General features: G+C 36.7%; 14 protein-coding genes. 7 read left to right on the plus strand and 7 right to left on the minus strand.

Features of this window, described 5'->3' with window-relative positions:
- Window positions 1-160: 160 nt before the first annotated feature.
- Window positions 161-2,140, minus strand: a complete 1,980-nt coding sequence (locus tag KO509_RS09160) for a methyl-accepting chemotaxis protein (RefSeq protein ID WP_215972977.1) — start codon at window positions 2,138-2,140, stop codon at window positions 161-163.
- A gap of 501 nt (window positions 2,141-2,641) precedes the next feature.
- On the opposite strand from KO509_RS09160, the gene ubiE reads away from it, so the two are divergent.
- Genes ubiE through ubiB form a run of 3 tightly spaced genes read left to right on the plus strand, consistent with a single transcriptional unit; the run spans window position 2,642 to window position 5,712 of the window.
- On the plus strand, window positions 2,642-3,433 hold the full coding sequence (gene ubiE / locus KO509_RS09165) for a bifunctional demethylmenaquinone methyltransferase/2-methoxy-6-polyprenyl-1,4-benzoquinol methylase UbiE (protein ID WP_215972978.1): 792 nt from the start codon (window positions 2,642-2,644) through the stop codon (window positions 3,431-3,433).
- 36 nt (window positions 3,434-3,469) lie between these two features.
- Window positions 3,470-4,078, plus strand: a complete 609-nt coding sequence (locus KO509_RS09170; protein ID WP_215972979.1) for an SCP2 sterol-binding domain-containing protein — start codon at window positions 3,470-3,472, stop codon at window positions 4,076-4,078.
- Window positions 4,075-5,712 carry a ubiquinone biosynthesis regulatory protein kinase UbiB gene (gene ubiB, locus KO509_RS09175; protein WP_215972980.1) on the plus strand — a complete coding sequence of 546 codons (1,638 nt, stop codon included), beginning with the start codon at window positions 4,075-4,077 and terminating at the stop codon, window positions 5,710-5,712. Before KO509_RS09170 ends, ubiB begins: the two co-directional genes overlap by 4 nt.
- Before the next feature lie 13 nt (window positions 5,713-5,725).
- Here the strand turns inward: ubiB and rep are convergent, their stop codons facing one another.
- Window positions 5,726-7,744, minus strand: coding sequence for a DNA helicase Rep (gene rep / locus KO509_RS09180; RefSeq protein WP_215972981.1), 2,019 nt, complete (start codon window positions 7,742-7,744; stop codon window positions 5,726-5,728).
- 175 nt (window positions 7,745-7,919) lie between these two features.
- On the opposite strand from rep, the gene KO509_RS09185 reads away from it, so the two are divergent.
- A complete protein-coding gene (locus KO509_RS09185; protein ID WP_215972982.1) occupies window positions 7,920-8,174 on the plus strand; it encodes an accessory factor UbiK family protein in 255 nt (84 codons plus the stop codon).
- 168 nt (window positions 8,175-8,342) lie between these two features.
- Entirely contained in the window at window positions 8,343-9,404 is a 1,062-nt protein-coding gene (locus KO509_RS09190; RefSeq protein WP_215972983.1) for an alpha/beta fold hydrolase, read from the plus strand.
- Window positions 9,405-9,658: 254 nt separating this feature from the next.
- Here the strand turns inward: KO509_RS09190 and KO509_RS09195 are convergent, their stop codons facing one another.
- A complete protein-coding gene (locus KO509_RS09195) occupies window positions 9,659-10,618 on the minus strand; it encodes a cation diffusion facilitator family transporter (protein WP_215972984.1) in 960 nt (319 codons plus the stop codon).
- 78 nt (window positions 10,619-10,696) lie between these two features.
- On the opposite strand from KO509_RS09195, the gene trmL reads away from it, so the two are divergent.
- Entirely contained in the window at window positions 10,697-11,161 is a 465-nt protein-coding gene (gene trmL / locus KO509_RS09200; protein ID WP_215972985.1) for a tRNA (uridine(34)/cytosine(34)/5-carboxymethylaminomethyluridine(34)-2'-O)-methyltransferase TrmL, read from the plus strand.
- A gap of 224 nt (window positions 11,162-11,385) precedes the next feature.
- Here the strand turns inward: trmL and gpsA are convergent, their stop codons facing one another.
- The 4 genes from gpsA to KO509_RS09220 form a co-directional block, all read right to left on the minus strand.
- Entirely contained in the window at window positions 11,386-12,390 is a 1,005-nt protein-coding gene (gpsA, locus tag KO509_RS09205) for an NAD(P)H-dependent glycerol-3-phosphate dehydrogenase (protein ID WP_215972986.1), read from the minus strand.
- Window positions 12,391-12,449: 59 nt separating this feature from the next.
- Window positions 12,450-12,953 carry a protein-export chaperone SecB gene (gene secB, locus KO509_RS09210; RefSeq protein WP_215972987.1) on the minus strand — a complete coding sequence of 168 codons (504 nt, stop codon included), beginning with the start codon at window positions 12,951-12,953 and terminating at the stop codon, window positions 12,450-12,452.
- Window positions 12,954-13,017: 64 nt separating this feature from the next.
- The gene (grxC, locus tag KO509_RS09215; RefSeq protein ID WP_215972988.1) at window positions 13,018-13,293 is read right to left on the minus strand and encodes a glutaredoxin 3; all 276 of its coding nucleotides are present in this window, start codon (window positions 13,291-13,293) and stop codon (window positions 13,018-13,020) included.
- A 105-nt stretch (window positions 13,294-13,398) separates the two neighbouring features.
- Window positions 13,399-13,827 carry a rhodanese-like domain-containing protein gene (locus KO509_RS09220; RefSeq protein ID WP_215972989.1) on the minus strand — a complete coding sequence of 143 codons (429 nt, stop codon included), beginning with the start codon at window positions 13,825-13,827 and terminating at the stop codon, window positions 13,399-13,401.
- 266 nt (window positions 13,828-14,093) lie between these two features.
- Here KO509_RS09220 and gpmM point away from each other — a divergent pair, with 266 nt between their 5' ends.
- A complete protein-coding gene (gene gpmM, locus KO509_RS09225; protein ID WP_215972990.1) occupies window positions 14,094-15,665 on the plus strand; it encodes a 2,3-bisphosphoglycerate-independent phosphoglycerate mutase in 1,572 nt (523 codons plus the stop codon).
- Window positions 15,666-15,677 lie beyond the last annotated feature (12 nt).

The following is a 15,677-nucleotide window of genomic DNA, read 5'->3' on the forward strand; positions in this document are numbered from 1 at the left end:
CTACCTGATTTTTTATAAACCAATAAGAAAACAAAAACTTAGCTCAATAGTTTAAATAAAAAAGCATCGTTAAAAACGATGCTTGACACTATTTGACACAATTTTAATCACTGCTAAGCTGACGAAGCTATATCAAAAAAGCTTCAGCCAATCGCGACATTTACACCTTAAATGTACTTGCTATATCTTGTAACGAAGCAGCTAGCCTTGCCTGCTCTTGCGCTGTCAGTAATATTTGGTTTGCACCGGCCGTTGTTTCTATTGATTTTTCTTCAACAGAAACAACATTTTTTGCAACATCTTGAGTGACAAGGGCTTGCTCTTCTATAGCCGTTGCAATTTGATCTGTCATAGCAAAAATATCACCTACTGATACAGTGATTTCTTCTAACATGTGTTCAACATCTTTCGAATTACTCACCGCATCAACCGCTTTTTTCTGACTAGTTTCAATAACATTAAAAGCAGAGTTGGCATCATTTTGTAAGGAGCCAATAAAGCTCTCAATTTCAGCTGTCGACTCTTGAGTACGTTGAGCTAAGGTGCGCACTTCGTCAGCAACAACCGCAAAGCCACGCCCTTGCTCTCCTGCTCTTGCTGCTTCAATTGCAGCATTTAAGGCCAATAAATTTGTTTGTTCCGCAACCGCTTTAATTACATCAACAACACTGGTAATTTTTTGACTACTTTCATGCAACTTATGAATTCGTAGGGCTAAACTATCAATTTCATCTGCTAGTGCTTCAATTGAATGGTAAGCTTTTTGTACTATGCATAAGCCATCTTTCACCTTCTCGTCAGCATTTTTGGCTGAATTAGCAGTGTTTTGCGTATTTTCTGCCACTTCATTTACCGTAGCAGAAAGTTCTTCAATAGCGGCCGCAATTAAGCCAATACCGTTTTGCTGCTCAAATAACGATTGAGAATTATATTCACAAGTTTGTGCCGTCTCTTCTGCTGCTGACGCCAAAGTTAAGCTTGAAGATGATATATCAGTAACAACATGAGAAAAACTATCGATAGTTGCGTTTAACGCAATTGATATCTGTCCTAATTCACTACTACCACCGTAAGGACTATGCACAGTTAAGTCATTTTCAGCTCGTACTTTCGATAAAACATTCGTTAAACTTCTCACCCTGCCGGTAAGCTCATTGATAACATAAATACTAATAACTAACGCCAAAATAATCAAAATAACGCTAGCAATACTATTCACTAGCATGCTGATAAAAGCATCATGCTGCTTTGTTCTAACTAATGCTAATATTCTCTTATCCAACTGATTTTCTATTTTTTTTAGTTGTCCAATACGTTTGGTAGCTTGTTCAAACCAGTATTCAGCATCAACACTAAAATCAACTTGCTTGTCGCGAGCAATGTTTCGCATTTTATTTACGGCTGTTGACGAACTATTCGCTAATTGTTGATCAAAATAGGCCTTGTTATCCGAGTTACTAAAATATTTAAAGTTATCAAAATAGGTATTTTGTTCACTAACTAGCGTAATAAACTTAACAAACATACCTGGACCAAATTGATTTTGGGCAAAGGTATTACTTAATACTGCACGCTCAATTCCGGCACGTTCTTTACCTTGTAAAAAGCTAAAATATGCGATGGTTTCTTTGGTAATAAGAGCATCCGAACTGATTTCAGCGTTTAAAATAGCAACACTTAATAACTTTTTATTCAATTGAGTATAATAAGAAATAGCTGCGGTATTGGATATTAACTGGTTATCAACTTGTTGACGTATAGTGCTTAGCTGTTGAATTAGTTCAGTTATCGAAGAGTTCAACTGTACTATACTAGGTAAGGTAAAATCATGATCTAGCCAAAAACTCTCATATTTAGCACGTTGTTGGTCGGTACTTCGGCGTTGGGCGTTCAAGCTATTAACAAACTTAGCCCCTTTAGAGCCTAAGAAACCAGCTGTCATGCCTCTCTCTTTCTGTAGTTCATGCACTAAATCACTATAAACAACTGATAGTTCAGTTAAAGGTGCAATAGTTTGCATCTCGCTTTCAATTTTTATCGTGTCAAATATAGTGCTAATACTTAACCAAAGAAATCCTAAAGCAGGTAAAGCCAATAAAGTAAAAATTTTATTCTTAAAAGAGAGATCAGAAATATTCATCCATGTTCCAAAGGTTTGTATTAAATTAAAAACCTAATCATTGTATGTTGTAATAAAATGATAATTAAGCTCTAAATTAGATTTTATCTTGATATAAAACAATTAAATAGTAATTGACACACAAGAAAACTAATGGTTTATAATCAATGTATTACACAATTTTAAGGTAAAAAAAAGCCGATAGCAAAGCTATCGGCATATTAGCTATGGGGGAGAGCTAAAATATAAAATTATTACAAAAAGAGTTCATATAAGGAGAACAAAAAGAATTATAGAGTATATACTCTAAAAAGACAAGTTGAATATGTAATTAAATTACAATTATGTTATTTTTATTCTTTATCTACATATAGGTTTTAACTACAACGCATTATCGTGATAATTTTTAACTGATATTCAGCACTAACGAGTGTTTTAAATCAATAAAAGACACTTCGATATTTGGTTATCCTACTGACATAAAGTAAACTATTACCAATTTTCGTTATTAGTGAATAAAAGATGCCTGCTCAACAACAAAATCAATCACCAAAGCAACCCGAACCGTCGTCAGATAACACCACTCACTTTGGTTACAAAACCATTGATAAAGAGGATAAAGTGCCTATGGTGGCAGGTGTATTCCATTCGGTTGCAAAGCAATATGACGTAATGAATGATTTAATGTCATTTGGTATTCATCGCCTATGGAAACGCTTTACGATTGATGCAAGTGGTGTACGACCTGGTAATAGCGTTTTAGATTTAGCTGGTGGTACCGGTGATTTAACGGCAAAGTTTTCTCAATTAGTAGGTAAAGACGGTAAGGTTGTACTAGCTGATATTAACAGTTCAATGCTTAATGTTGGCCGCGATAAGTTACGCGATAAAGGTTTAGTACAGAATATAAAGTATGTGCAAGCGAATGCCCAATATTTACCTTTTGAAGATAACACTTTTGATATAGTCACTATCGCTTTTGGTTTACGTAACGTTACTGATCAAGATATGGCTCTGCGCTCTATTTACCGTGTATTAAAGCCAGGTGGTCGTCTATTAATACTAGAGTTTTCTAAACCTGAACATGAATTACTTAATAAAGCTTACGACTTCTACTCATTCAATATCTTACCAAAAATGGGGGAATTAGTAGCAAAAGATGGCGACAGTTATCAATACCTTGCTGAGTCAATTCGCATGCACCCTAATCAAGAAACATTAAAAAGTATGATGGATAACGCTGGTTTTGAGCAAACGAGTTTTAAAAACTTAACCGGTGGTGTAGTCGCTTTACACAAGGGTTATAAATTTTAATCAGGTATTATTAACCGTAAATACAGGGTTATTATCATGTTACAGCAAGTCTTCACTGCGTCAATAGAGTTATTAATTAATAAAGTATTAGCATTAAATACTGAGAAGATTGATCTAAAAAAGTTAGAACAAAAAACCCTCTCAATTTTTTTGTCTGAATTAAAGTTTCCAATTAGTTTAACAATTAATGCTAATAAAATATTGGTCTCTGGACTAACAGAAAATGTTGATTGTACGGTAAAAACAAGCATCAAGACCTTACAAGTATTAAAAGCCGAACAACAGTTAACAGAACTAATTAAACAAAATAAACTTGATTTAACTGGAGATATAAAAGTTGCTCAACAATTCATGCAGCTGGCAGAAAGCCTAAATATTGATTGGCAAAGCGAGTTAGCTAGCCATATTGGTGATGTACCAACACACAAGTTAATGCAACTAGGTAAGCGTGTTGCAGGAAAATTACAATTTGCGAGTAAACAAATTAAAGCAGATGCTAGCGAGTACCTAGTGCATGAACAACGCTTAGTAGTTACTCGCAGCGAACTTGAAGCGTTTAATCAACAAGTCAGCCAAGTGAGTAAACACGTTGATAACATATCAACGCGACTCGATGCATTAACCAAAGGATATTCAAACACGTGAGTAACAAACGACTATATCGCATTGTTAAAACATTTTTAGATTATGGTTTGGACGAGCTGGTACCCAAGAAAATGTTACCGTGGTACGCAAAACTTGGACGTTTATCTTTATTTTGGTTACAAAACAAACACAAAAATAAAACTGTTGCTCAACGTTTCCGCCTAGCAATTGAAGAGCTAGGCCCTGTCTTTATTAAATTTGGACAAATGCTCTCAACCCGTCGTGACTTATTACCACCTGACTTCGCTGATGAATTAGCCTTATTACAAGATCAAGTTACCCCCTTCGATGGTGAGCTGGCAAAAGCAATAATTATTGAAGCCATGGGTACTGAAATATTTGAGCAACATTTTAGTGCTTTTGACGTTAAACCCCTTGCTTCGGCTTCTATTGCCCAAGTTCATACTGCAACCTTAATTGATAATGATAAAGAGCAGAATATCGTTATTAAAGTACTGCGTCCAAATATAGGTGAGACGATTCTAGCCGATATAAAAGTGATGTCACGTATTGCTGCTGTAGTGGCTCGATGGCTACCAGACGGTAAGCGCTTACGACCCGTTGAAGTCGTTGCCGAATATAAGAAAACTATTTTAGATGAACTAGATCTTAATCGAGAAGCGGCAAATGCTATCCAGTTAAGACATAATTTTGAACAGGGACGAAACTATGACAATGTTCTTTATGTCCCTGAAATATACAGTGAATATAGTTACAAAAACATTCTAGTAATGGAACGTATTTACGGGATTGGGGTCGGTGAAATCAACCAATTAAACGACCTAAATGTTGACATGAAATTACTCGCTGAACGTGGTGTAGAAGTATTTTTTACACAAGTTTTTAGAGATAGTTTCTTCCACGCAGATATGCACCCAGGTAATGTTTTTGTTAATGCGACCAACCCAACAGATCCTACTTGGATTGCTATAGATTGCGGTATTGTAGGTACATTAAACCGAGAAGATAAACGTTACTTAGCAGAGAATTTCGTTGCCTTTTTCAATAGAGATTATCGTAAAGTAGCACAACTGCATGTTGATTCTGGCTGGGTACCCGCTAACACGAGTGTTGATGAATTTGAATTTGCAATTCGCGCAGTGTGTGAACCTATCTTCAATAAACCTTTATCTGAAATTTCTTTTGGTCAAGTACTCGTCAACTTATTTAACACCGCACGTCGCTTCAATATGGAAGTGCAACCTCAGCTCGTTTTATTACAAAAAACCTTACTTTATATTGAAGGACTAGGCAGGCAGCTGTATCCACAATTAGATTTATGGCAAACAGCTAAACCGTTTTTAGAAAATTGGGTAAAAGAGCAGATGGGTGTTAAAGCTGTCTTTACAAAAATAAAAGACAACATACCTTTTTGGAATGAAAAACTACCCGAAATGCCTGATCTTATTTATGATTATTTAAAAGCAGGCAAAGAAAGCCAACTTCAACATATGCAATTAATAGAGCAAATAACCCAACAACAACAAACAAACAATCAGCGTTTAATTTTCAGTGTGTTAACGGCAGGTTTATGTATCACTTCAGCCCTGCTATTAGACCAAAGTAACAACATATTTGCGGCTATAAGTGCTGGCGCAGCGGCCATTAGTTTTATTTATTGCATTAAAAAATAAAACACGCTCTCAATTACTTACCTTTAGCTAATTGCGCTCTTAAACTTGCCATTCCTTGTTTATTGGCCTGTTCTTTATGGACTTGTGTTTTCTTCACTTGTCCTAACTCCCAGTTTAAATCATCTTGTGGCAGCTCATGCAAAAAGCGACTGGCTTCAGTGCGTGATACTTCACCAAACTGACGACGTTCACGCGCGTAAGTAAATATTAACTCACGTTGTGCACGCGTTATGCCTACGTAAGCTAAGCGACGTTCTTCTTCAACACTGCCTTCATCAATACTAGTTTGATGAGGTAGTAACCCTTCTTCCATACCAATTAAAAATACATAAGGAAACTCTAAACCTTTTGATGCATGCAAAGTCATTAATTGTACTTGATCACTATCATCTTCATCTTCATTACGCTCCATCATATCGCGCAACGTTAAACGAGTGACAATTTGCGGTAAAGTCATTGGCTCTTCATCATCAGAGCCTTCAAGCATTTGCGTAACCCAGCTAAATAGCTCGGTAACATTCTTCATCCGCATTTCAGCTGCTTTCGCACTAGGCGAAGTGTCATAGAGAAAATCTTCATAATTGATTTCTCGAATCATTGAGCGTAATACTGCCGCTGTATCGCCACGCTCTGCTTGATCTGCAACATCAACTAACCATTGTGTGAAAGCTTGCATTTTCATTAATGCACGCCCTGTTAATGTTTGCTCTAACCCCAATTCAAAACTCGCGGCAAACATACTTATTTGACGCATATTAGCATAATTACCTAACTTTTCTAATGTAGCAGGACCAAGCTCTCGCTTCGGTACATTAACAATACGTAAGAAAGCATTATCATCATCAGGGTTAACCAATACACGTAAATACGCCATAACATCTTTAATTTCAGCACGAGAGAAAAACGATGTGCCGCCACTAATTTTATAAGGGATACGGTTTTGCATTAATGCTTTTTCTAATAATCGAGATTGATGATTACCACGATATAAAATAGCATAATCTTTATGGCGGCTTCGATTCATAAAGCGATGACCAATCAGCTCACCAATAATGCGCGAAACTTCATCTTCTTCATTTTTAGTTTGTACTACACGCAGTTCTGGCCCATACGCTAATTCACTAAATAATGCTTTATCGTAAACATGCGGATTATTCGCAATTAATATATTGGCACATTTTAAAATACGGCCACTTGAACGATAATTTTGCTCCAGTTTAATCAGCTTAAGTTGAGGAAAGTCTTTACCCAACAAGACTAAGTTTTCAGGTTTAGCACCACGCCAAGAATAAATAGATTGATCATCATCCCCTACCACCGTTAAGCGCCCACGTTCACCTGCAATGAGTTTTACTAATTCATATTGACTCGCATTAGTATCTTGATATTCATCGACCAACAGATAACGGATTTTACTGCGCCAGCGTTCACGCACCTCAGGATAGTTTTTCAATAACAGTGTAGGAATAAGAATTAAATCATCAAAATCAAGCGCATTGTACGCCTTCATATGCTGATGATACCGCTGATAAAACTCAGCGAATTCTTGAGAGCTGGCATCATTTGCTATTTTTAAAGCTGCATCGGGTAGTAATAAATCATTTTTCCAGTTAGATATTTTACTTTGTAATTGACTCAATAAATCTTTATCACCATCAAGCTCATCTAAGGTTAATTCTTTTAATAATGAAAGACTATCTTGATCGTCAAACAGTGTAAATCCTGGCTTATAGCCTAGTGTTTTAATTTCTCGACGTACAATATCGAGCCCAAGCGAATGGAAAGTAGAAACCGTTAAGCCACGCGTTGACTCCTTACCGAGCATTTTGATAATACGCTCTTTCATTTCTCGCGCAGCTTTATTGGTGAAGGTTACAGCGGCAATATTACGTGCTTTGTAATCACACTTTTGAATTAAGTAAGCAATTTTTTGACAAATAACTCCCGTTTTACCTGAGCCAGCGCCAGCCAATACAAGGCAAGGACCACTAACATATTTTACGGCTTCGTTTTGTCCGGGGTTAAGTTTCATAATTGCAGAAATGATTAATTTTAAGGACAGTAATTTTACCTGTTTTTACTCGTTAGCAAAACAGTTACAATGTGTTCAAGTGAAATTTTGTGTAATTATTTGGATCGTTATTTTATATAAATAGTAGATAAGAAATTCAAATAAATAATTCGAACCGATAATTTGGACCTATAGTATGATTAATGCAAAAAAAATTGAAGAAATAGCCAAACAAGTAACTGACGCCATACCTCCTGGTTTAAAGAGCATGGCTAATGATTTTGAAGACAAAACCAAAACCGTATTACAACGTAAATTATCACAACTTGACGTAGTAACTCGTGAAGAGTTTGATATACAAACACAAGTATTGATTAAAACACGTACTAAGTTAGCAGAGCTTGAAGCACGATTAACTGAGCTAGAAGCGAGTAATAACAATATCGAATAAAAATGTCGAACAAAAAAATTATAAAATAAGAATAGTCACGCTTACGAACATTACAAATCACCGATTTTATTTATCCGTAAGCATTGTGGTTCATAGGTAGTAAATTAACAGTCGGAACAAATGATTATGTTTAAATATACGCTTATTATCTTAATACTCGTTGGATTTATGACAAAAATTAACGCGAATAACTTTACTACTGAAGCACAACTTGGCAACCGTTATAGCAATGAAATTGCGCAATTTTGGCTTCAAGGTGAGTTTTCAAGTTTTAATGGTGTCAATGATAAGCGCATTGATTATGCAATATTCAATCATAATGAAACTGATCTAAAGACGGCTAATCCCGCCAATAGAAAATGCTTAATTATTTCCTCAGGACGCACTGAAGGTTATTTAAAATATAAAGAGCTAAGCTTCGATTTATTCAATCTGGGTTTCAATGTTTTTCTCGTTGATCACCGTGGCCAAGGTATATCAGCACGTTTATTAGATAACCCACATAAAGGCTATGTAGAAGACTTCCAATATTATGTTGATGACTTTGCTAGTTTTATTGAAAAAGCCGTTAAACCTTATTGTGATGTTAATGGAGAGAGCCAAAAGCCCTATTTATTAGCGCATTCAATGGGGGGGGCCATTGCTGCCAGATACTTACAAGATTATCCTAACAATATACAGGCGGCGGTATTATCTTCACCTATGTTAGGATTTAATAGCGGCCCTATTCCCCGTGTTATCGCTGAATCATTAGTTAAAGTGACCAACCAAATTAATCAAATAGTGTCTGATACACCTTGGTATTTTTTAGGACAAAAAGATTACACGCCAAAAGCAGATGATCCAACTTCATTCACCAATAACCCGCTAATGCATTCAGAATTACGTTTTCAACAATTTATTCAACTTTATCAAACAGAGCCTCAACTACAACTGGGCGGCATTACGGTAAAATGGTTATCTGAATCAATTACCGCACTTGCAACACTATTTAATAATATAGATAAAATAACGACACCGACATTAGTTATTCAAGCAGGTGCAGATACCATAGTATCAAATGAAGCACAGCATGATTTTTGTCAGCAATTACATCAACACTACCCATACTCATGTCCTGGGGGAAAACCCTTAGTAATAGAAGGTGCGTATCATGAACTATTTTTTGAAAGTGATGTTCATCGTGACAAGGCATTAACTGCAGCTGTTGAGTGGTTTAAGCAGCATTAAAACTAAATTTTTCTGATAATAACTAACATTACTTAGTAGCAGAGATTCTGTATTAAATGACCCACGGAATAACGGCAATAAAGCTAGAGATTCTGTATTAAATGACCTACGGAATAACAGCAATAAAGCTAGAGATTACATATTAAGTCCCCTACGGTATAGTGACGTGTGTAACTAACGCTAACCTAGTAACCCCTTAACTATCAAGCTTGATCATTCTATCAGACTCGTCATCCTGAACTTGATTGAGAATATCAATCACTTGACTCAACTTTAAGCTCTTCAGGCACAACTGAATTAGGATCATGGTGAATAAAAACCTCACATGGTGCAAGCGCTTGGCAGATTTCTGCTTCAATTTCGTTACCAATACTATGGGCTTCTAATAACGATAAATTATCTTCTAACTCTAGGTGAAATTGAATAAAACGCTGTGCACCTGACTGTCTTGTTCGTAATTCGTGTAACCCTAAAGCATGCTCATGTGACAAAATAATACTTTTAATTTGTGCTAAATCTTCAGCATTTAACTCATGATCCATCAATTGATAAACACTTTGATAAATAATCTGTCCTGCACCAAAAATTAAATATAAGCCAACAGCAATAGTAAATACACCGTCAGCTTGCAACCAAATGCCCTGACTTAAAAAGATAGCAGCCAAGACACCTAAATTTAATAATAAGTCTGATTGATAGTGCAGTGCATCGGCACTAATCACTATAGATCCTGTACGCTTGATAACATAACGCTGAAAAGCGACTAAAAATAATGTCAGTAATATCGCAATAATAGACACCCAAATAGCAATATCACTATGTACAATAGGGCGTGGATTCATCACTCGCTCAACACCATTAAAGATTAATAATATAGCTGAGCCTAAAACAAAAGCGGCTTGTACCAAGCCCGCTAAACTTTCAGCTTTACCATGACCAAATTTGTGTTCTTCATCAGCTGGAGCCAAAGCAAAACGAAGAATAACAATATTCATTACCGAAGCAAATAAATCTAAAATGGAATCTGTAGTTGATGCTAACATTGCACTAGAATCACTTATTATCCAAGCATATAACTTGATAAGCACTAAGAGCAAAGCAACCGAGGATGCGGTTATAGCGGCCAATCGGACCCAATAAGCATAATCAGTACTATGAGTTAAGTTACTTTGTACGTTACTGTGCGAGTTGTGTGGTGATTTTTGTTCTGACATGAAAAAACAGACTTTATCGAAAGATTGTCGCTATAATAGCAAGAATTATTAAACTTATACCAATTTGATTAAATCATTATGTTAGATGTAGTTCTTTTTCAACCACAAATTCCACCTAATACTGGCAATATAATTCGCTTATGTGCCAACTCAGGATTCCGCTTACACTTAATTGAACCATTAGGATTTGATTTAGAAGATAAGAAACTTCGCCGTGCAGGGCTTGATTATCATGAATTTGCGGCACTGCAACGACATAAAGATTTTAATGCTTTTGTTGAACATGAAAAACCAAAACGTATACTTGCGATTACCACTAAAACTGATAATTTTTATGGTGATGTTACTTTTACCGAAGGTGATTATTTACTGTTTGGATCTGAAACTGCAGGCTTACCTGAAGAAGTGCGTGTACAAATTCCTGATGAGCACAAAATTAGAATTCCGATGTTAAAAGAAAGCCGAAGTATGAATTTATCAAACGCTGCAGCCGTAATCGTTTACGATGCATGGCGACAGCTAGGCTTTATAAATGCTGTGTAGTTATAGTCAATATTTACGACGTCTTCTTAGCAAATCACCATACAATAGCTAAGCTTTGTATGCTATCAAGCGTCGTCATCCTACCAAATCTTGTCATCCTATAAAGCCTCGTCATCCTAAACTTGATTCAGGAACTTAAGCAATTTAGTGCATAACTCTCAAGATTCCGTGCCAAAACACCAACGAAATAATGGTAGTAAAAAAAATGTTTGTAAAAGGTAGGGCTATTCTTGTTTTTGATCACGAGAGAGTAAATCAGCTGCAGCAAGTTTTGCTTCTTTACCTTGATACAACACTTCATATACTTGCTCTACGATAGGCATTTCAACATTCATTCGCTGAGCTAAAGTGTATACTTCTTTGGTATTGCGATAACCTTCAACCACTTGCCCAATATCAGCTATAGCTTGTTCAACACAAGCACCTTGCCCTAAGGCTAAACCAAAACGACGATTTCGTGATTGATTATCAGTACAAGTTAAGACTAAATCGCCTAAACCAGCCATACCCATGAACGTTGCAGGATCAGCACCTAATGCAGCACCTAAACGTGTCATTTCAGCTAATCCACGAGTAATCAAGGCAGTACGAGCATTCGCACCAAAGCCAATACCATCAGCGATACCTGCGCCAATAGCAACAACATTTTTCACGGCCCCACCTAGCTGAATACCAATAAAATCTTTATTTGGATAAACACGGAAGCATTTTTCACAATGTAATAAATCTGAAAGTTCTAAAGCGAAATTTTCATCCGTAGAAGATAAAGAAATAGCCGTTGGCAGCCCTATTGCCATTTCTTTGGCAAATGTAGGTCCAGACAATACCGCTAAAGCAACGTCGTCACCTAAAATCCTATTCGCTACAGTTTGCAGTAGATCTCCCGACTGAGGATCTAAGCCTTTGGTTGCCCAAGCGATTTTTGCACCTGGTTTCAACATTGGCTGAATGCTTTTAAGCATATCGCCAAACGCATGACTAGGTACCACTACTAGAATATTATCACTTGCACTAACAGCGGCGGCCAAATCACTAATAGGTTCTAAGCTATCAGGAAATGGGCAACCCGCTAAATATTTAGTATTTTCTCGCGCACTAATCATGTCGTTCACTTGATTAGCATCACGGCCCCATAATAATGTCTTATGTCCGTTCCTAGCCAAACAAATAGCCAATGCCGTGCCATAAGAGCCAGCACCTAACACTGTGATTTTAGCTGAAATTGTCATAATTACCTTGTTATAGAAGGGAGATAAATAACTTTGTAGTACTAAAGCTTAATCTAGGATTAATGCGTTTCTACACTTTCTGGTGCGTTAACTTTTGCTTCAGCTGCACGTTGTTGTACATAAGATGCAAATAATGCTTCAAAGTTCACTGGCGATAAGTTGAATTGTGGGAATGAACCGCGGTTAACTAAACTTGCTACTGTTTCACGTGCATATGGGAATAACGTTGTTGGGCAAAATGCACCAATCGTATGTGCCAATTGTGCTTCTGGTAAGTTACCAATAGTAAAAATACCCGCTTGCTGTACTTCAGCTAAAAATGCAGTTTGGCCTTCAACTGTTGCAGTTACTGTTACTGCTAAAACAACTTCATACGTATCATCAGCTAATTTATTAGAACGGGTGTCTAAATCTAACTTAATTTCAGGTTTCCATTCTTTTTGAAAGATAGCAGGAGAGTTTGGTGTTTCAAATGAAACATCTTTAGTGTAAACACGTTGAATAGCAAATTGTGGTTGTGCTGGTGCTGCTTCGCCTGCTGGGCTTTGATTTTCATCACTCATGAGTATTTTCCTGTATTTTTATAAATGTAATATTTGTGTATTTTTAAGCGTTAAAAAGTTTTTACTAGTTACTAGCAAGTAACTCATCAAGCTCATTATTTCTGTCTAAAGCGACTAGTTGATCACAACCACCAACATGAACATCATCAATAAATATTTGTGGTACGGTATAACCACCTTTACTGCGTGCAATCATTTTTTCACGTAATGCCATATCACCATCAATACTGATTTCTTCTACTTGTAACGATGGGTAAGTCGTTAATTTTTTCTCAAGCAATGCGAGCGCATGAGAACAAAAAGGACAGTACGCTTTAGTGTAAATTTCTACTTTTGCCATAGTTTTTCCATTATTTTTATTAATGCTAATTCATAAAGCACAGTCGGTATAATGTCACAACTGTATAGCTCAATTATTTACAAGCTACTTTAAGATAGTTCTAGCCTATTTTTTAGTAACAGGTAAGCCTGCGCCTATCCAAGCTCCCATGCCGCCTTTTAATATACTAACGCGAGCAAAACCCGCTTTATGTAAATCGCTCGCCACTTTTGAGGCAACAAGACCAGCACTGCATACAACTATGATGGGATTTTCTTTGTGTTTTTCAAGGCTAGCAAAGCCATTTTTAGTGATTTTATCGTTTGATAAATTGATCGCATCTAAAATATGACTCGTGTTAAATTCTTTTTCTTTACGAATATCAAGTGCAACACCTTGCTCTCTATTCATTAAAAAGGTTAATTCTTGTGTACTGATTTGTTTAATCGGTGATAACTGAATTCTAATTGTTATTACGATAATCATAACAACAAGCGCAACCCAAACCGCACTTAACAAGCCGTTATTGCTGGCAAAAGTAATAAATTGTTCCATAAATGGGGACTCTATTAGTAAATAGTGAAAGTAATGACTTTATTTAATAAATAAAAAAATCGTGACATTATACCCAAGCTGATTGGAATTGCGAGTTTAGTTCTTAGCTTTAGTAACCGCGAATGGATCATTTCTTACTTAATTAAATTGAAATGAATGTGTACAATGCGGATAACTAAATTTGAATACCAATTCTATTAAATTTATTCTCTCTTCAGAGTTAACTTAATATAGTTTGTATAAGCACTAATACAAGGCCAGTAATTATGTCTAATAGAGAAGCATCGACAAAAAAAACAACTGTGTTAATTATTTTAGATGGTTGGGGATATCGTGAAAACAGTGACTCAAATGCTATACAAGCAGCTAATACTCCCATATTAGATAAACTGAAAGTTGATTATCCAAACATGCTCATACAAACCTCGGGCATGGCTGTTGGGCTGCCTGATGGCCAAATGGGTAACTCTGAAGTTGGTCATGTAAATTTAGGCGCTGGACGCATTGTATATCAAGATTTTACTCGCATTACAAAATCAATAGCAGACGGTGAATTTTCACAAACACCAGCATTGTGCCAAGCGGTTGATAAAGCAGTTACGCAAGATAAAGCTGTACATATATTTGGTTTATTATCCCCTGGTGGTGTTCATAGCCATGAAGATCATATTTTTGCCATGATGGAACTGGCCAAAGAGCGCGGTGCAACAAAGGTTTATTTACATGCATTCTTAGATGGTCGAGATACACCACCACGCAGTGCAAAAAGTTCGCTAGAAAAAGCGCAACAAAAATTTGAGCAGCTTTATGCTGATTCGGCTGGCGAAGGACGAATAGCATCTGTTATTGGTCGTTACTATGCAATGGACAGAGATCAGCGCTGGGACCGTGTAGAGGCTGCATACGATGTTATGGTTTCAGGTATTGGTAAGTATCAATATCCAGATGCATTGTCGGCACTAGAAGCTGCATACCAACGTGATGAGAATGATGAATTTGTTAGTGCCAGCGCTATCGTAAACGAACAAGGTGAAGCCGTTGAAATTAATGATGGCGACGCATTAATCTTTATGAATTTCAGAGCTGATCGCGCACGTCAATTTAGTCGCTGCTTTACAGAAAGCGATTTTGATGGTTTTGCCCGTAAAAAAGTGCCTGCTATTAGTGATTTTGTTATGTTAACGCAATATTCGGCTGATATTAAAGCCAGTTGTGCTTTTGGCCCGACACCATTAAATAACGTGATGGGGGAGTGGCTTGCTAAACACAACAAAACTCAACTACGTATTTCTGAAACTGAAAAATATGCCCATGTCACCTTCTTTTTTAGTGGTGGTCAAGAAAAAGAATTCGACGGTGAAAAACGCATATTAGTGCCTTCTCCTGATGTTGCCACCTACGATTTACAACCTGAAATGAATTCAACTTTACTGACAGATAAATTAGTCGCAGCAATTGAAGGCGGTGAATATGACTTTATTGTTTGTAACTACCCTAATGGTGACATGGTTGGTCACACAGGTGATTTTGATGCTGCAGTTAAGGCTTGTGAAGCTGTTGATACCTGTATAGGCCGTGTGGTTACTGCATTAAAAAGTACTGGCGGTGAATGTTTAATTACAGCTGACCATGGTAATGCAGAACAAATGTTAGATGAAGAATCTGGCCAAGCTCACACCGCACATACGTGTGAGCCTGTACCGCTTATTTATGTTGGCAGAAAAGCGACACCGGCAAACACTGGTGCATTAAGTGATATTTCACCAACCCTATTACACTTAATGGCGATGGAGCAACCTGAAGAAATGACAGGTTCGGTATTGATGCAATTAGATTAATGGGGCAAACTG

This window comes from Colwellia sp. C2M11, from assembly GCF_018860915.1.
Taxonomy (GTDB): Bacteria; Pseudomonadota; Gammaproteobacteria; order Enterobacterales; family Alteromonadaceae; genus Colwellia.

Coding starts and splice junctions, on each gene's coding strand:
- KO509_RS09160 (WP_215972977.1), bottom strand. CDS start 2,140: ATGAATATTTCTGATCTCTCTTTTAAGAATAAAATTTTTACTTTATTG.
- ubiE (WP_215972978.1), top strand. CDS start 2,642: ATGCCTGCTCAACAACAAAATCAATCACCAAAGCAACCCGAACCGTCG.
- KO509_RS09170 (WP_215972979.1), top strand. CDS start 3,470: ATGTTACAGCAAGTCTTCACTGCGTCAATAGAGTTATTAATTAATAAA.
- rep (WP_215972981.1), bottom strand. CDS start 7,744: ATGAAACTTAACCCCGGACAAAACGAAGCCGTAAAATATGTTAGTGGT.
- KO509_RS09185 (WP_215972982.1), top strand. CDS start 7,920: ATGATTAATGCAAAAAAAATTGAAGAAATAGCCAAACAAGTAACTGAC.
- KO509_RS09190 (WP_215972983.1), top strand. CDS start 8,343: ATGACAAAAATTAACGCGAATAACTTTACTACTGAAGCACAACTTGGC.
- KO509_RS09195 (WP_215972984.1), bottom strand. CDS start 10,618: ATGTCAGAACAAAAATCACCACACAACTCGCACAGTAACGTACAAAGT.
- trmL (WP_215972985.1), top strand. CDS start 10,697: ATGTTAGATGTAGTTCTTTTTCAACCACAAATTCCACCTAATACTGGC.
- gpsA (WP_215972986.1), bottom strand. CDS start 12,390: ATGACAATTTCAGCTAAAATCACAGTGTTAGGTGCTGGCTCTTATGGC.
- secB (WP_215972987.1), bottom strand. CDS start 12,953: ATGAGTGATGAAAATCAAAGCCCAGCAGGCGAAGCAGCACCAGCACAA.
- grxC (WP_215972988.1), bottom strand. CDS start 13,293: ATGGCAAAAGTAGAAATTTACACTAAAGCGTACTGTCCTTTTTGTTCT.
- KO509_RS09220 (WP_215972989.1), bottom strand. CDS start 13,827: ATGGAACAATTTATTACTTTTGCCAGCAATAACGGCTTGTTAAGTGCG.
- gpmM (WP_215972990.1), top strand. CDS start 14,094: ATGTCTAATAGAGAAGCATCGACAAAAAAAACAACTGTGTTAATTATT.